Origin of the sequence: Thalassoglobus polymorphus (genome assembly GCF_007744255.1) — a bacterium.
Classification (GTDB): domain Bacteria; phylum Planctomycetota; class Planctomycetia; order Planctomycetales; family Planctomycetaceae; genus Thalassoglobus; species Thalassoglobus polymorphus.
On the sequence record NZ_CP036267.1, the window covers coordinates 5,593,972 to 5,611,123 of the forward strand.

Below are 17,152 nucleotides of genomic sequence, written 5' to 3' on the forward strand. Positions count from 1 at the left end.
GGAGCCGCATTCATCGAGTGATTCACCAGAGGCGAAAAGCACGAATGCCAAATTCTGTGACAATATCTCAAACCTACACCCCAGAATGGACCGAGTTGAGAAAACTCACCGAGGTTGTGTATTTTTCACAACAGAGTTTCAGGATCAGCAGGACCGTTACTGTTGTAGCGAACAGAGGGTTCCCAAACGGGCTGACACATCACGGTGAAACCGGTCGTAACGAATCCTCCAGCAACAACGGGTGATAGCAACGATGGATGACGAAGAAGAGCTCAAGAGTTTTAAACGGATTCTGTTCGCCACTGTCCTGTTTCTCATCTCGACCTACTTCGCCTTCAAGGAAGTGAAGTACATCATCTTTGGAAAAACAGCGACCGCAACGGTGCAACGAGTCTTTGAAACCGAAGAACGTGGTCGACGGGGCCGCAAGCGGAAACTGCTGGCAATCGAATATTCATTCATGGACGAAAGCGGGCGATCCCACAGTGAACGCGATGACGTGGCTGTCAGCTGGGGCGATCCCGGAAAATCGGTTGAAGTGGAGTACCTTTCAGGTGTTGAAGATTCATCACGACTCCACGGCCATTCGAACAAGACATCGATCTGGATCTTCTTAGGCTGCCTGAGTTGGCTGACCTACACGGGATATAAACTTGCCAAGGAAGCAAACGAACCATTCAAACCTCAGCGGAGGTAGTTGCCCTACGGTGATTCCGAATGCATGGTCAGCTCGCCTGAAGCATTTGCGATACTGCTTTTCCATCAACAATCGATCTCTACTAAACGTGTCTATCCGCATAGTCTGATGCTGGATCCGATTCCGAAATCTGCTTCAGCTGTATTCTTCTGACAAGTAACTTTCAGGAGTAATGCAGTCTCAGTTGTTGCGTGAATATGCGGATGAATACTTTGTATTGCCCGACGTTCTGGAGTCTCGAATGCTTCTCCATATTCTGAGTGAGACAAGATTTTAAACGCTGCTTCAGCAATCAGAAGTACGGCAGCGAGTTGACACTGTTGATAGTAACCACGTAGCATTTTGCCTAACATCATTCTGATGTTGGTGGGGGTAGGTCTCTCCATTCCTCCCATCCCACGAAACTTCGTCACACTTTATTTACGCCATGTCATTTATGCTCACATCCACACCGATGGCGAAGCCCAGTCTTTCGGCAATGTCGAACGTGCCTGAGCCGGTCATGAAAGTGAACTCTTTCGACCGTCTCAGTGCGGGGATGATTGCGTTTGTGTTCGGGTTGATACTGGTGGTGATCGGGATTCTGCTCTGGTGGGCATCAACACGAGTAGAGAAACCGACGTTCCTGGTCCCTATGGAAATGGTCGAAGTGGGCGGTGAGGAAGATGGCGCTCCTGATGAGACGCTGCAGATTGAATCCCCCGAAGACCCGAATGAAAACCCGTCTCCCACAGAAGAAGTTCTGGAAGAAGCAGAATTGACAGATTTTGTCGAAGATGTCGTCGAACTGGCTGATGTCGCGACACAGCAAGTCAATGCCATCCCGATCAGTCAGCCGGGAACACCCGGCAGTGCCGTCGGAACAGGTCGAAAGCGACTCGGGAACGGACCTGGAAATTCGATCCCCAACGAAGAACGCTGGTTCATTCGCTACTCAGACAAGGCTTCCGTCGACGAGTACGCAAAACAGCTCGACTATTTTGGGATCGAAATGGGCGCACTGATTCCGAGCGGTCAACTCATCTTAATGAGCAACATGAGTGCTGGGTCTCCGAAGAAAACCACGAAAAGTTCCGGCAAAGGCGAAACCCGTCTCTACATGACGTGGCAAGCAGGAAATCGCAAAGCTGCGGACGAAACACTGTTTAAGAAAATCAATGTCGACGTTTCAGATGCCATCCTGTTCCACTTCTATCCGAAGAAAACAGAGCAGATGTTACTGCAACTGGAGTACGACTACGCGAAGCGGAAGGCGTCCGAAATCCGTCGGACCTATTTCGTTGTTGCGAAGAAGGGTTCGGGCTATCAATTTGTGGTCACCAGACAAACCTACTTGAGATAAACTCAACGAAAACGTGCCGTAAGGTCAAGAAGGCGTAATAAATGAACCAGCTTCTCGTAGTAGCAGGACCAGTGATTTATGTTGCAATGGCACTCGCAGCACTGTACGGAGTCTTCTGTGCCGTTCTCCTGTTTCGAAAAATTTCACAGAAACGTTTTTCAAGTGCATCCCAATCGGGAGAGTTTTTAGACGAGGTCCGAGACAAGCTCTATCGCCGCGATTTCGACGGGATCGTCGAACTTTGCGATTCCCCTCCATATTGGAGCAAAGCACTTGCCCAGATGATATTGGTCGCTTTGGCTCACCGAGATCGTGGGCTCTCAAAGTTACGTATCTTGCTGGCAGAGAAGTACGAGCGCGATGTCCTCGCCGATCTGGAATATCGCTTTTCGTGGATTGGAACGATTGTCAAAACGGCTCCCATGCTCGGGCTGCTCGGAACCGTTTCGGGGATGATTCTGGCGTTTGGAAAAATTGCTGGTTCCGGAGAATCGGGAGTCAACCCGGCAGACCTGGCTGACGACATCAGCTTTGCACTCCTCACCACTGCCTGCGGTTTGATGATTGCCATCCCACTGACCATGCTGGGGGCGGCTGTGCAGGTCAAGAAAGGGAAGATGACCGACGCAGTTCAGGAAGACCTGAGTGAATTTCTGCACGACTTAGAAAAAGTGATGGCGGAAGGCTGAGTCAACCAAAGACGACAGCCAAGCGAGATGACAGCGTAAATCTGAAGCCGAGCAGGATGACAACGTGGCCTCGACATTTGGGAAATCGAAGCGAATTCAAACAGACGACGAAGATCTGGACATTACGCCCATGATCGACGTGACGTTTCTGTTGCTAATTTTTTTCATGGTCACTTCCAACATGAAACAGTCAGCGACCGTCAACATTCCCCGCGCCAAGCATGGTGAGAGCGTCCCCACTTCACAGGCCGTCATCCTGACAATTTTCAAGACTGACGGCGATCCGGAAGTTTATCTCTCGGACGGGACGAAAGATAACGGTCCAGTCGGCATGGAAGAGGTGACAGCATATGTTTCAGCGGGTGTTGCTGACGGGAAGAAATACATCATCATCAAAGCAGATAAAGATCTTCCTTCCGGGTTTGTGGAAGAAGTTGCGCGGGCCGCGAATGAAGTGGATGACACCGAGTTAACCTTTTTCATCGGAATCATAGACAAAAAGTAGAGTCAAACCGACCCGAAGCGACCAAGACCTATGCCAATCATTTTCCGTTGTTCTAACTGTGGGCAAAAGCTCAGCGTCACTCGCAAAAAAGCGGGCAAGGCGGTGACATGCCCAGAGTGCGTACAACGAATTACGGTTCCTGCTCCCAAAGAACTCTCGGAAAGTCACGAACCGGAAGATGCGGATGCTTCTGGCAAATTAGAACTTGAGCTTGTTCGCAACGAACAGGCTCAGCTTTCTGAGTCAGAGATTCAGACGGAATGGTCCAAGAAACGGAACCCGTGGATCGAAAGTGAAGAAGAGGAAGACGACGACTTCAACTTAGGATCGGCCGATCTGGAAGAGTCCGGCCTGGACATGACCCCCATGGTAGACGTCACGTTTTTGCTACTCATCTTCTTTATGATTACCGCGTCATTCAGCATGCAGAAATCGCAGCCTGCAACTCCGCCAGAGCCAGACGAAGAAGGGGTTTCTCAATCGGTCACAATGGAAGACCTTGAAGAAGAATCGGTCGTTGTCGAGCTTGATGAAGAGAACACAATCCGGGTGGACGACGTCCCGGTTTCGGGCATCGGAGAATTGACCGATGTTCTCGCAGCGAAAATTGGAAACGAAGGGAAAACAGAAATGCTCATCGAAGCACACCCGAACGCGAAACATGGCCTTGTCGTCGCTGTCACTGATGCCGGAATTGAAGTGCAAATGCAACGAATCCGACGTGCGGTGAAGAAGAGTGATGACTAACTTTCGAGCCACAAAATGATCGGTAGAAACAGATTCTATCGAAAGAAATAACAAGTCGAACAACCACAGCGAATTTGCCCCATCGAGCCTTGTGCCTTTGTCCAAAGCCCTATGTTGTAAAAGCCCCTGTCGTAAGAATTGAAGAGACTCAAAACACAGACCGAGCAGTCCCATGGTCGAAGCAGGTTGAAGAATGGCGTTTCTGGAAATAGTTCACATCTCGGGTGAAGTCGATCAGATGAAGCTGTCCAAGCAGCAACCCCTGACGATCGGAAGCCATACATCGACTGACATTACCATCGATGAAGACAGTGTCGAAATCATGCACTGTCGTATCAGTTGGGGAAAAGGTGGTTATGAAGCAGTCGCTGCCGGGACGGAACCGATTGAAGTCAACGGAAACCTGGTCCAGCGAACCTTGCTGAAAGCGGGAGACACACTCCGTTTCGGCTCGGTGGATATCCGTTATCGCGACAACAAAGAAGATGGACACAATGCCGTCGAAGATGAACATCAAGAAGAACGCGGTTTGAAGCCGTTGTCGGAAGAAATCCCTGTTCCGAGAACTCCTTCTCAAAAGGCCTCACCTGAAGTGGATGAAATTAACGAAGACGACCTGATCGAAGACGATCTAGAAATTCTTGACGATGACGACGATGTCTCGCCAGGAGGAGTCGATATCGCTTCTGGGTTAGCCGCTCTTGCCGCTGCCGAAAGCCAGGGGAGCGGGAAATCGTCAAGGAAGAAGAAACCTAAATCCAAATCAAAACCGAAACAAAAACCGAAGGCAGAAGGCCAATCAAAGCAACCAGCAAGCAAGCCTTCAACGACCGCTGCAGCGAAAGAGAAAGCTGCTCCCGAAAGCCCTGAACCGAGCAGCGCCCCCAAGCCTGCGGAAATCTCTCGGGAGGATGACCAACTCTCTCCACGACTTCGCGAGGCAATGCGGAATCGGCAGCGACGCCCCGGAGAAGAAGACCCGTTTCGCTCACCGTTAGTCCTTGCACTGACTGGTGGTGCGGCAGCCCTGATGCTCACAGGAGCGATCTTCTACTTCATCGCTTCGCGACAAACCGCACAACAACAATTCGACCAGGCAAACGCCCTCTACGAAGAAAGCAAGTTTCAACCAGCGATTGAAGAGTTTCAAAAATTCGCAGCCGCATACCCTCGCCTCGACTTGACGGTCAAAGCCAAAACCCTTGCTGGACTCGCACGAGTCCGAAAAGAGATCGACGTCGCTGCTCCTAAGTTTGAAGAAGGCCTGACGCAACTTCGGCTCTTCATTCGAGAAAATTCAGATCGCGATGACGAGTTCGAGGCGCTACACCCAGAAATTGTCACACACGCCAGGACGATCTCTCTCGAAGCTGCCCAGGCAGCGGGAAAACAACACAATGCCGATTTATTAAAAATCTCACGCGAAGCACGAACCATCCTGAACACCTACGCCCCGAAGGACAATCCTCCCAAGGAGACTCTCGATCAAATTGAAAACGCGTTACGTGCCTCCGAAGCAGAGATCCTGAAAAACGATGTCTACAAAGATCACGTAGACCGCATGTCGAAAGCTTTGGCAAACGAAGACCCAGCGAAAACCCATCCGTTGGAAGCACTGAAAATCCGCCGTGACCTACTGGTTCGCTATCCACAAAACTCTCCCAATGACCGAGGGGGTTTCGCCAGAGACAAAAAGGTCGTCGAGCTCTTCAACAAAGCTTTGACGCTTGAGCAAAAGAAAGTTGTCGAATCGAAAAACGACATCGAAGCCGTTGTCGAGGATGATGAAACGACAGCGGTTCCGTTAACGCTGGTGTTCCATGGACGAACTCGCACCGATGAAGTCTCTGTTGGGAAGTCCGTGATCGTGCTCGCCAAAGATTGCTGCTATGGCGTTGACTTCGTCACTGGCGAACCAATCTGGCGACGTGTCATCGGATTCGACACACCCTTCTTTCCGATCCAGGAGTCACAACTCCCCAGCGTTATTCTGTTCGACACCAACAACCTTGAGCTGGTCCGATTGAATCAAACAACTGGTCAACTCATCTGGAAGCAGCAGCTCAACGATTTCGTGACTGGCCGCCCATTATTAGTCGACAACACGATTTATGTTTCGACCGAATCAGGACGATTCCTGGCAGTCGATTTAGCAACCGGACTGATCGCTGGTCAGCTCAATTTCTCGCAACCAATTTCAAGTTGTGTTGAACTGGAAGACGAACAACATCTGTTTCTCGCAGGGAATGAAGAAGTTTGCTACACGATCAGTAAACGCCCCTTGGCATGCGTGAAGGTGTCGTATCTCGGACAACAACCTGCTTCAGTCGATTCTCCACTCCTGGAGATGGGACCGTACGTCCTGATGATCGAAAACAAAACCAACTCCGCAAGGTTGCGGCTGATGAACGTGGCGAAAGCTGATGAACCTGCCACAGAAGTCGCTTCTGCCGTGATTGGCTCTCGCGTGATTGACGATCCTGTGATCCGCGGACGCAACCTGTTCGTCCCCGCAACAGGCGAGTTGATTTACGCATTTTCCGTTTCAGACGATCCAGGTCAGCCACCGCTGACAACAGGGCCAATCTTTGATGGACAAGGGAGCAAGGGGGACAGCATTAACCTTTTGACTGGTCCCAACGGTCAAGTCTGGATGGCAACCGACGCACTGAATCGGCTGCAACTCTCGACCGATTCGTTACAACCAGACGGCAGCCCAGCCGCTCCGGGTGTCGCCACGCAGCCGTTACAAATGGTTTCCGGATACCTGCTGAATGCTCGACGTCGCGCCTATACCGACGCAGTGACATTCACCCGCACGAACCGGGACGACATGACCAGTGACTGGCAGGTTGTCCTCGGTGGAGAGCTTCTGGCAATCACGGGGAGTACGGGAGATTCCATTAACATCGCTGCCATCAACGAAGCGGGGCAAGCGTTCAAAATCGGAAGTCGCCAACTTTCCGGAGGGAAGTTTGTGACAGACGCTTCGGTTCGTCTCCCCCTGCACCAAGACCTGGAAACCCCTTTAGTCGGTGCGAAAATTTCGGGGAACCGCATCGCAGTTGCCTGTGGAAACCCAGAGCCGAGGCTTTGGATCATCAACGCTGCCGGGCAAATCGAAGGTTCTCCACGAATTCCCGAACCTGTCCAGGCTGCTCCGGCATCACTGGGAGACAGGGTGGTCTTGCCGCTGAACGGACGATTGCATGTCGTCCGACTCTCCGGACAATCAGCCGTTCAGGATTACCTGCTGCCGACTGGTGAAGAACATGAATGGAAGTCGTTAGCCGCCGTCGGTGATGATCAATTAGTGGCAGTCACAAAGAAGGGCCTTGCGATTCTACTGAAAATCCAACCGACACCACGCCCCCATTTAGCAGAGGTCGCGAAACTGGAATTAGGCGCAGCCGTCCTCACCGACGTCGCTGCGACTGAGAGTATGATCGCAATCGCAGATGCATCGAAAAAATTAACACTGTTCGACACAGTTCGGCTTGACCCGATCGCTTCACGAACATTTTCGCAACCGATTACTTCCACTCCGCAACTGGTCGACAACGTCGTTTACGCAGAAGCGGGAAGTAAACAATTTCATGCAATGAAGCCGGACGATCTCTCAGACCTGTTCACATCACCACTCAAATCTGTTTCGGTGACCGGAATTGCCAAAAGCGGACCGAAGTTGATCGTTGCACAGCAGAACGGAATCGTGAGTGAAATGAACCCGGAAACAGGTGAAATAACGAAAGAACACAACTTAAGGTCCGTATTGAGTGCCGGGCCACTTCACATTGGCGACGAACTGTTTGTCATCACAATCGATGGCACAATGTTCCGTCTGGACATCACCAAGTAAACCGAACTGACTCCAAACTTCGCATTCGACGCTCCTGAAACCGCTGTGATCCAGTGCAATGACAATTACTCACCCAGACTTTGGCTGAGCGAATTAGAGCTAAGCAATCAATGAAAGTTCTTCAGTTTTCAATTTGTTTATTCATCCTGCTGGCAACGGCTGCACATGCGCAGCCGCCAGAGGAAGAAGAGCTTCCAACTATCGATGAGATGGTACTGCCCACAGTCCAGCAACTCCTCAACGATACAGAAGTCGATTGGATCGAGCTGAACACTGGCGGAGTCCTGACTGTGGAATCGATTGTTCCTCGCCCGGACACACTTGAGATTCGTCAAACAGAAATCGAAGAGCTGGAGAAAGTTCGCAACAAAACGCCTGCCAACCAACGAGAAGAAATCGCGAAAAAACTCGACGAGATGCGGCACCTGTATGTCTCTCTACCAGACGTCCAGGGAAACCCTGAGTTTCGAGTCCCGCTGAAGCGAGTCGTGAAGATTATTCACCACGAAGACTTAATGTTGCGGCGAATTCATAAGCTGCTCGAAGAAAACAAAATTGATCCCGCACTCGAACTGATGAATCGCCTCCGTCGCAATTGGGACGTCTGGCCCGGCATGGACGAAACGCATCTGCAAATTATTTTCACCGATGCGAAATATCGAATCGGAAAAGGGGATGCTGCAACGAGCCTGATGTTGCTGAACGAGGTTTATCAGGCGGATAAAAATTATCCCGGACTGCGTACACAATCCGGATATGCAGTCCAACAACTCGTTGAGAAAGCACTTGCAGATTCTGACTACACACGGGCACAGTTCTACCTGAATTGGCTGCGACAACGGTTCTCCAACCACGATATTTACAACACCTTCAGTGCTCAGCTCATCGAAAAAACAGACGAACTGGTCGAGCAAGCCAACAGTGCAAGTTCGAGCGGAGATTTCAAGAAAGCATCCGAACTGATTTCGTCAGCTGCAGAAATTTGGCCGCTCGCGCCCAGCCTTAAAGGATCACACCGAACTCACACGGAACGGTTTCAACAACTGAAAGTCGGTGTTGTCGATTTGCCAGGAAAGTCTGACGCCTACTTTGCTCTCTCCCCGGCGGATCTACGCAAGCAACGACTCACTCGGCTCAATCTTTTTGAACTCGAACGACTACGAGACGGAACGGCATATTATCGAACTCGATTTTTCGATGAATGGGAGCCGACTGACCTCGGACGCGAAATGCGATTCACGCTCAAACAATTTCGTCAGCCGTACGAAATGCAAGCTGTCGTCACCACAGCCGATATTGTTCCGCTCCTCATTAATCGATTAACACCCAGTCATCCTGCGTATGATGAACGACTCAGCTCGTATGTTGAATCGATTGAGGTCCACTCGCCAACCGAATTTTCACTGAGTTTCCGCCGGGTTCCTCCACGAATCGAACCCCTGCTGGCAAACATTTCCGTCTCTGCAACGGATGAAACGACCTTGTCTGAGGATCTCAGCGATCCGGGTGGATTCCAGGTCTTGAAGCAAGATGACAACTCAATCTCCTACAACAGGAAGATTGAACAGCCGGACGGACTTCCGAAATATCACATCGCTGAGTTGATCGAAATACGATACGATTCTTATGAAAAAGCGGCACAAGCTCTCACTCGTGGTGAGATCTCAATGATCCCTGATTTGCCAGACTGGATCATCCGCAGGATGCAAAACGACGAAGAATTCATGAAGAAATTCTTCATTTTACCGTACCAGCTTCCCGAGACTCACCTCCTCCAGTTCAACCCAGCCAGCAAACCCGTCCGCAACCGCGAGCTGCGAACCGCCTTGGCTTATGCGGTCGACCGGGAGACCTTGCTCCGAGAGATCGTTCTTCGCGATCCTAAAGCACTCAACGGAAAGGTGGTCACGACTCCGTTTCTTTCCTCTAATCCCGGTCGCAACATATTAGTTGAACCTCGCCGCTACGATCTTTCAGCTGCACTGGCCATGCTGCTTGCCTCAAGAAAGCAACTCAAAGATGGAATTCCTCCACTCACAATGATTGTCGCCCCTGGGCCGACAGCCGAGAAAACAGCTCAAGAGATTGCAGCTGTCTGGAAGAAAATCGGAATCGATATCACACTGGTGTATGCTCATGAACCCCGTCCAGAAAAGTGGGACATCATTTACCGCTCGGTGCAAATGGTCGAACCACTCGTCGACATCTGGCCCTTCCTGACCATTGAAGAGCGCGCCCGACTCGACGACTTACGCGACTACCCTGACTGGCTGAAACAAGAGCTCATTCAACTTGATCGCACTAGTGAGCAAAGCCGAGCCATTTCCGCACTACAGGTCTTGCATCGTCATCTCTGGAGCGACACAGCTGTCTTCCCGCTTTGGGAACTTCAGAGATATGCGGTCATTCGCAAAAACATTCAAGGTTATCCTAAAACGCTCATGCACTGTTACGATCAAATCGACCGTTGGTCCGTTGATTCCTGGTACCAGACGGAGTTGCCATGATTCACGCCTTCAGGAGTGTCAGACTATTCCTTACGCCTCTGTTCGCAATCTTCCTGATTGCGAATGGATTCTCACCTGTGGCTGCGCAGGAAAAAGCACCTGCCACAGAGAAGGCCAAGCCTGCTGCTTCCATAAAAACTGAAGCAGCCAATGAAGAAGCCAAACCTGTTGCGGAAGCGAAAGACAAAAAAGATGAGAAGCAGGAAGTCGTTGTCCCTCCACCTCCGACCCCGGAAATACTGAAGCCGTATCGCGTGCGGGTGATCGTTTCATTCGAAGCCGATCCCATGCTTCCAGCAACGATGCATTCGAGAACGTTGACCTCCCTGAAAGGTCATTTGCAGGCTCAGTACCATCAAATGTGGGAATTAGACGTCAAACAAGGACAAGAAACGTCCTGGATTTCTGATGTTCAACTCAAAGCATTCCCACACAATTGGGCCCCCGAGGACTTTCTGGAATCGGAATATGACAAAATCTTCCTGGCCACACTGTCATACCAGGAAAAACGATACACCGCTCTCGTAAGAGAATGGGACGCAAGCTCGCGAACCTTGGGAAGTTTACACACAGCCACGATTTCAGACCGAAGAGAATTTGTGGCCACACTGGGAGAAGGCATTTCAGAAGCGTTTCGACCACTCGCTGAACTGGAAGTGGTGAACGACGAGAAAATCGAGTTCCTGGTCCGAGGCGGAGAATTCCTTCCGCGAAATCAAAACATGCAGCAGTTTCAGGTCGGTGATTATCTCGTTCCCTACCTGCGGTATCTGAATCGAAAACGCGAAGTCCAGAAGATTCAGGAACTCCCCTGGACCTACATGAAAGTCGAATCCGTAGAGCGAAGTCGGATCAGCCTTTCTGTCACTTCTGCGTTTGGAAATCCGATCGCAGGCAAACGTCGGCGTGTGGAAATCATGGCGATGCGTATTCGTCCCCACCTTGATGCGACTGAAATCATGATCTACCCACGAGGAGAAAAGCAGAATCCTCTTGTGGGGTATCGCTGTGAAGTGATGGACCGCTTCCCCTCAAAGGATGACCCTGTCGAGGACCGTTTAAAACTCGAAACGGACCGACGAGGAATCGTCACTGTCCCGGTCGTGGAGAAATCTCCTCTGCAATTTTTATACGTCCACAGCGGACAGGCTTTACTCGCAAAAGTCCCCTTCATTCCGGGGTATTCTCCATTGCTCGAAGTCGAAGTCCCTGACGACACCGCGCGGCTCAGCGTTGAGGGTGAAGTCGCACTGCTGCAAAGTGAACTCATCGACATCATCGCAACGCGTGAAGTATTGATGGCGAGAACGCGTGTGGCTGCGAAAGCAAAACGATGGGATGATGTCGGAAAATTCCTGGCGCAACTTCAAGGCCTGCCAACACAGGAACAATTCGTCGGAAGAATCGATTCCTTACAGGTCCGTGCCGTTCAGAAAGCGAAGATTGCTCGAGATCGTGTCGCTGAAATTCGCGTCAAACGCCTTTGCGATGGAATCTCCGACGCTGCAACAAAACATCTGGACCCATTCCGCATCGCAGAATTCCGTCGAGAAATGAACGAAGACCGCCAGAACAGCAAGTGATGGCAATCAGCTTCTACAGCAGCTTTCGAATTGGAGTCCGGACTCTGCCTCGTGGCGAACAGCATTTTTACTAGAGGAATGCGTTCTTCACGGGCACACGGTAGAGCAAACTGCTCTATTCCAGAGGTTTTCGGACTGGTTCTATGAAGTCATAAAAGAGGGCGACACGTGCACAACAATGATTGAAAGCGTTTTACCTGTCTTTCAAGATGACTTTGATGGGCGTTCGTTTTCCCGGAGCGACTCGGAACCTCGATGTGTACAAAACACGCCCATCCCGGAGAAGTTCCAGTTTGTGAATCTTTTCATCCGAGGGAACTTTGAGACGCGTCTCTCCTGTTGAATTGACTTTCGAGACTTCAACTCCGTCGATCACAATTTGAGTTCCGACCGCCTGAAGCTCTGAAATAGAAAGTGACAGGATCGCCTTCTCAGCTGAATCATCGCCTCGCGGAAGAAAGAGAAACATGGAGAGTATCAACATGACTCCGGCGACACTCCAGGACGCCCATTGATTCACTTTTGGGTCGGCCTTCAATTTCGTAAGCAAGGAACGTGGTCGAGCATATGAATCAGAGTCTGTATTCTGACTGGCAATAGAGACGGTATCACCCGCAAAACCGCTTGGCTGAAGAGCATCGATTGATAAAGCAGATTCCGATTGTTGAGTCCGTAAGAAAGACAGAAAGGCCTCGTTTTCAATTCGAATCTCAGAAGGTGTGATCTTCCCCGACAAACATGCTTCCAGATCTTCAATCAATTCGGTTGCTGACTGGTGCCGATCTGCGGGCTTCTTGGCGACCAGTTTTTCAAAGATCGCCTTCAACGCCGGTGGCAACCCGTCAACTCTCTCAGAGAGGTCAGGAATCGGTTGGTCCCGATGTGCGAAAATTTTCTCAACCGGCGTCTCACCGCGATACATCGGCCTGGCAGTTAGCAAGTAATAAAGTGTACAGCCCAATGAATAGAGATCGCTTCTCGCATCTGCATTTTTCGTATTACGAGCCTGCTCGGGCGACATGAAGTCCACACTGCCCATGACGATCCCGCTGGCAGTCAGCCCCTTCTGCTTCTCATCGGAACCCTGCTCAACACTTGCCAGCCCCATGTCAAGAATTTTCACGACCCCTTCGGTATCAAGTAAGAGATTATGCGGTTTAATGTCTCGATGAATCACTCCCTGTCCATGGGCATACTCAAGTCCGCGGGCTGCCTGCAAAATGCATTTCACTGCTTTTTGAACACCCATCGGACCGGTAGAGCGAATGAAGAGCGAAAGATCTTTGCCCTCAACATACTCCATGACCAGAAAGTGGTAGCCTAGCGCCTCATCTGCATCGAATGCAGTGACAATGTTCACATGCGACAACCGTGCAGCTGCCTCAACTTCTTGTTGAAACCGTTGAAGTGCTTTTTTATCTCGAATGAGTTTTGCAGCGAGAATTTTCAGCGCGACCTTTCGCTTCATGAGCCGGTGCTCTGCCAAAAACACATCCCCCATGCCGCCAGATCCAATTTTCCGCACTAAGAGATAGTTGCCCAACACAAGCTTGTGGGCACGACCAAGAGAGATGACCGTGGCCTGAAATTTCGTAATGTGTCCAGCAGAGATCAACGCTCTGGCAAAATCTTCAAGATTGCCACATTGCGGAAGAATTGACCTGCGAATGTTATCGATCTCGGGATTTGCGATGAGTCCACATTTTTCAATGGAATCTATAAATTCATCCGCGTCCACGAGACGACTTGCCCTTGCCCGTTGAGCCACGTCGATTTTCTCCGTTGAATCCGACTTACGCTTAAAACTGTAAGTCCTTTCCCTACTTAAAGATAGAACTCTTCCCGCACTTTGTCATATCGCACGATACCCTGAGAGAGGCATCTCTTCCGGATGCATGTGACCCTGTGCTACAATCCAAGAAGTGCGCCCCTGTCAATGAAAGTATCGTATTTTCAGCTGAGGATAAAGAAAAAACATCGAAAACCCTTAGCGAATTCCATGTTTTCCTCTTTTCTCCAGACTGAAACACCGATATCATCCGCGCACTCAATTTGGGGTCAACAGATAAAAACTTGTCGATTACTTGAATTTTCGTGAATCATTGAACTCGCTGAGTCCTTCACTCACAAAAAGTTGTGTTTCACTTTTCTGGTTTCGTGCGAGCGAATAAATTTCGCTTCTATCTGATCAACTTCAAATCAAATTTGACTTTTGAATTCGCTAGACGAAATATCAATACATAATATCGCTTCGAATCTCATTGTCGCTCTCTCGGGCGATCGAGACTTCCTGGAACGCGTGACATCACTCTTGACATCGTTGACTCTTGACCAGAGCGACAAAAGATCGTTCAGAGTTTGTTAGCGTTAGTTAAATGGTACTGGCTTCTTAAAAGGTCGTGAGCGACCTTTTCATACGACGGAGTTTGTCATTATGCAAAACCCCATTCGAGCAGTTCGAGGATAACTCAGGACAGCTTTCAAAGCAGATTCTCAGACTGAGAATGCCGACTTTGTGAAAGCTGAACCGGAGGGGATGCATGATTTGACGTGACGGTTCTCCATCTCGTTCAGATTCTATTCCAAACCACAGTCCGACTCTCCGCTTAAAGAATTCGTGACTATTGCTCACCGAGAAAATTTTCTCGAACCACCACGACACCCTCGGAACCGGTCTCCAAACAGAATCATCCTGGAAATCTGGTCTCTGAAGACAATCACATTTCGGAGTTGGTCTCCGATAATTAGCTGTTGGAGGAGATTCCTCCTCAAGACACAAACGTTCTCCACTTAGTTTCCTCTTACCATGGTGTGACCATGAATCTCAAAAAAGTACGTAACATCGGTATCTCTGCCCACATCGACTCTGGAAAGACAACGCTCACTGAGCGAATTCTTTACTACTCAGGTCGTATCCACAAAATTGAAGAAGTCCGGGGTGGTGGCGATGGCGCGACTATGGACCACATGGATCTTGAAAAAGAGCGGGGAATCACCATCACCTCCGCTGCGACTCAAGTTCAGTGGAAAGACCATATCGTCAACGTGATTGATACACCGGGACACGTCGACTTCACTGTGGAAGTGGAACGCTCACTTCGCGTTCTCGACGGTGCTGTACTCGTACTTTGTTCTGTGGGGGGCGTGCAAAGCCAATCGCTGACTGTTGACCGCCAGATGAAACGCTACAAAGTTCCGCGAATTGCATTCGTCAACAAGATGGATCGCGTCGGTGCAGACTTCTACAGCGTCGTGAATCAAGTTACCGACAAGCTGAAAGTGACCGCAGTCCCGATTCAAATTCCAATCGGAGGAGGCGTCGACTTCGAAGGGATGATTGATCTCGTCGACATGGAAGCGATTACGTTTTCTGGCGACCAGGGTGACGAAATCCACATCAGCGAAGTTCCCGAAGAATACAAAGAGAAAGCGAATCAGTATCGACACGAGATGCTCGAATCGCTCTCAATGTTTGACGACGAACTGATGGAAGCACTTCTCGAAGAGAAAGAAGTCTCACCGGACAAAATTCGCAAAGTCATTCGGACTGCAACACTGTCTCAGGACATCACTCCCGTCATGTGCGGAAGTGCGTTCAAGAACAAAGGTGTTCAGGAACTTCTTGATGCCGTCACCGAGTACCTGCCTTGTCCGACCGATGTGGAAAACACAGCCGTTGACGTTGATGCCACTGAAAAGGCCATCGCAGCGGGTGAAATTCAAGAGAACGAAGCCAAGCGAATTGTCCTGACCGACTCCGCTGACGACCCTCTTGTTTGCATGGCGTTTAAAACAGTCATGGAACAGTTTGGTCAGTTGACGTATGTACGGATTTACCAGGGTAAAGTTGTCAAAGGTGAAAGCTACACCAACGTCCGAACCGGACAAAAAGTACGGTTTGGCCGACTGGTACGTATGCACTCCAATGACCGTGAAGATATTGATAGTGCCGAAGCAGGTGACATTTTCGCTGTCGTCGGAATTGACTGTGCATCGGGGGACACGTTCTGTGGGGACGATGCGAATCTATCTCTGGAGAACATTTACGTTCCAGAGCCCGTGATTCGTCTTTCCATCGAGCCAACGGACCGGACAGGAGCCGACCGACTCGGAAAAGCTCTCGAGCGATTCCGCCGGGAAGATCCAACGTTCCATGTCAGCACTGATGCAGAAACCAACGAAACGATTATTGCGGGGATGGGTCAGCTTCACCTTGAAGTTTACATCGAACGCATTAAACGAGAATATCGTTGCGAAGTCACCATTGGTGAGCCCAAAGTCGCGTACAAAGAAATGCCGACCAAGGATTACGAGTTCAACTACAAACACAAAAAGCAAACCGGTGGTTCCGGTCAATACGCTCATGTGGTTGGTAAGTTGAAAGCACTTCCAGAGGGCTCCGAAGAAGAGCACGTCTTCAACAACAACATTAGCCAGGGACGTATTCCAGCTCAGTACATCCCAGCTGCCATCGCCGGTTTCAAACGTGCCCTCGTTAAGGGACCATTGATTGAAGCCGAAGTGGTTTACGTTGAAGTCGATCTCGACGACGGAAGCTACCACGATGTGGACTCCTCGGAGAAAGCATTCGAAACATGTGGATGGCAGGCAGTCCGCGATGCCTTGACGAAAGCAAGCGTCGCGTTGCTCGAGCCGATCATGCTGCTCGAAGTGGAAATTCCAGATGAGTATCAAGGTTCAGTCACAGGCCACGTTTCAAGTAAACGTGGTGTTGTGAACTCCGCCACAACTCGCGAAGGAACCTGTTACATCGTCGCGGAAGTTCCGCTGGCAAACATGTTCGACTACGCCAACGAATTGCGTTCAATGACGCAAGGAAAAGGCGGCTTCAGCATGGAATTCGCCCGTTACAGCCAAGTCCCACGCAACATCCAAACGGAAATCGTGGAACGACGTCGTAAAGAAAAAGAAGAACGCCTGGCGAAGAAGTAATTCTTTATCAGCTTAGAGATTTTTCGCAAGAAGCCCGAGAGCCACCTCTCGGGCTTCTTTGCGTTCACCCCTGAGCAATATTACCACGCCCTGCACGGAGTGGGTGACGGAATTGATCTGCGCCAAAGTTTGAACCAGTCTTACGAGAGTTCAGGCTAGGCCAGACAATCAGCAGTGTGCTGTTGAAGTGAGAGATGAAGTCGAAGGTGATAGCCGAAAACTGAAGCCGCAAAGGGACGGGCAAAATAGCGGAGAGTCGAGGAGGGCGAA

At 50.2% G+C, this 17,152-nt stretch carries 10 protein-coding genes; 9 read left to right on the forward strand and 1 reads right to left on the reverse strand.

Annotation, left to right across the window (positions count from 1 at the left end; genetic code table 11):
• Positions 1-253: 253 nt before the first annotated feature.
• The 8 genes from Mal48_RS20270 to Mal48_RS20305 all read left to right on the forward strand — a co-directional run bounded on the left by Mal48_RS20270 (position 254) and on the right by Mal48_RS20305 (position 11,929).
• Positions 254-697, forward strand: coding sequence for a hypothetical protein (locus tag Mal48_RS20270; RefSeq protein WP_145204040.1), 444 nt, complete (start codon positions 254-256; stop codon positions 695-697).
• 436 nt (positions 698-1,133) lie between these two features.
• Positions 1,134-2,039 carry a hypothetical protein gene (locus Mal48_RS20275; protein ID WP_231739742.1) on the forward strand — a complete coding sequence of 302 codons (906 nt, stop codon included), beginning with the start codon at positions 1,134-1,136 and terminating at the stop codon, positions 2,037-2,039.
• A gap of 41 nt (positions 2,040-2,080) precedes the next feature.
• On the forward strand, positions 2,081-2,728 hold the full coding sequence (locus Mal48_RS20280) for a MotA/TolQ/ExbB proton channel family protein (protein WP_145204046.1): 648 nt from the start codon (positions 2,081-2,083) through the stop codon (positions 2,726-2,728).
• 64 nt (positions 2,729-2,792) lie between these two features.
• The gene (locus Mal48_RS20285) at positions 2,793-3,233 is read left to right on the forward strand and encodes an ExbD/TolR family protein (protein WP_145204049.1); all 441 of its coding nucleotides are present in this window, start codon (positions 2,793-2,795) and stop codon (positions 3,231-3,233) included.
• 30 nt (positions 3,234-3,263) lie between these two features.
• The gene (locus Mal48_RS20290; RefSeq protein WP_145204053.1) at positions 3,264-3,980 is read left to right on the forward strand and encodes a biopolymer transporter ExbD; all 717 of its coding nucleotides are present in this window, start codon (positions 3,264-3,266) and stop codon (positions 3,978-3,980) included.
• Positions 3,981-4,173: 193 nt separating this feature from the next.
• Complete coding sequence (locus Mal48_RS20295; protein WP_145204056.1) at positions 4,174-7,839, forward strand: outer membrane protein assembly factor BamB family protein; 3,666 nt, start codon at positions 4,174-4,176, stop codon at positions 7,837-7,839.
• A gap of 110 nt (positions 7,840-7,949) precedes the next feature.
• A complete protein-coding gene (locus Mal48_RS20300; protein WP_145204058.1) occupies positions 7,950-10,346 on the forward strand; it encodes an ABC transporter substrate-binding protein in 2,397 nt (798 codons plus the stop codon).
• Positions 10,343-11,929 (forward strand): hypothetical protein, encoded by a 1,587-nt coding sequence (locus tag Mal48_RS20305; protein ID WP_145204061.1) that lies wholly within the window; start codon positions 10,343-10,345, stop codon positions 11,927-11,929. The genes Mal48_RS20300 and Mal48_RS20305 overlap by 4 nt, the downstream gene beginning before the upstream one ends.
• A 193-nt stretch (positions 11,930-12,122) precedes the next feature.
• On the opposite strand, the gene Mal48_RS20310 is transcribed toward Mal48_RS20305, so the two are convergent.
• Positions 12,123-13,697 (reverse strand): serine/threonine protein kinase, encoded by a 1,575-nt coding sequence (locus Mal48_RS20310; protein ID WP_145204064.1) that lies wholly within the window; start codon positions 13,695-13,697, stop codon positions 12,123-12,125.
• A gap of 1,049 nt (positions 13,698-14,746) precedes the next feature.
• Between Mal48_RS20310 and fusA the strand changes: the two genes are divergently transcribed.
• The gene (gene fusA, locus Mal48_RS20315) at positions 14,747-16,882 is read left to right on the forward strand and encodes an elongation factor G (protein ID WP_145204067.1); all 2,136 of its coding nucleotides are present in this window, start codon (positions 14,747-14,749) and stop codon (positions 16,880-16,882) included.
• The last annotated feature ends 270 nt before the right edge of the window (positions 16,883-17,152 follow it).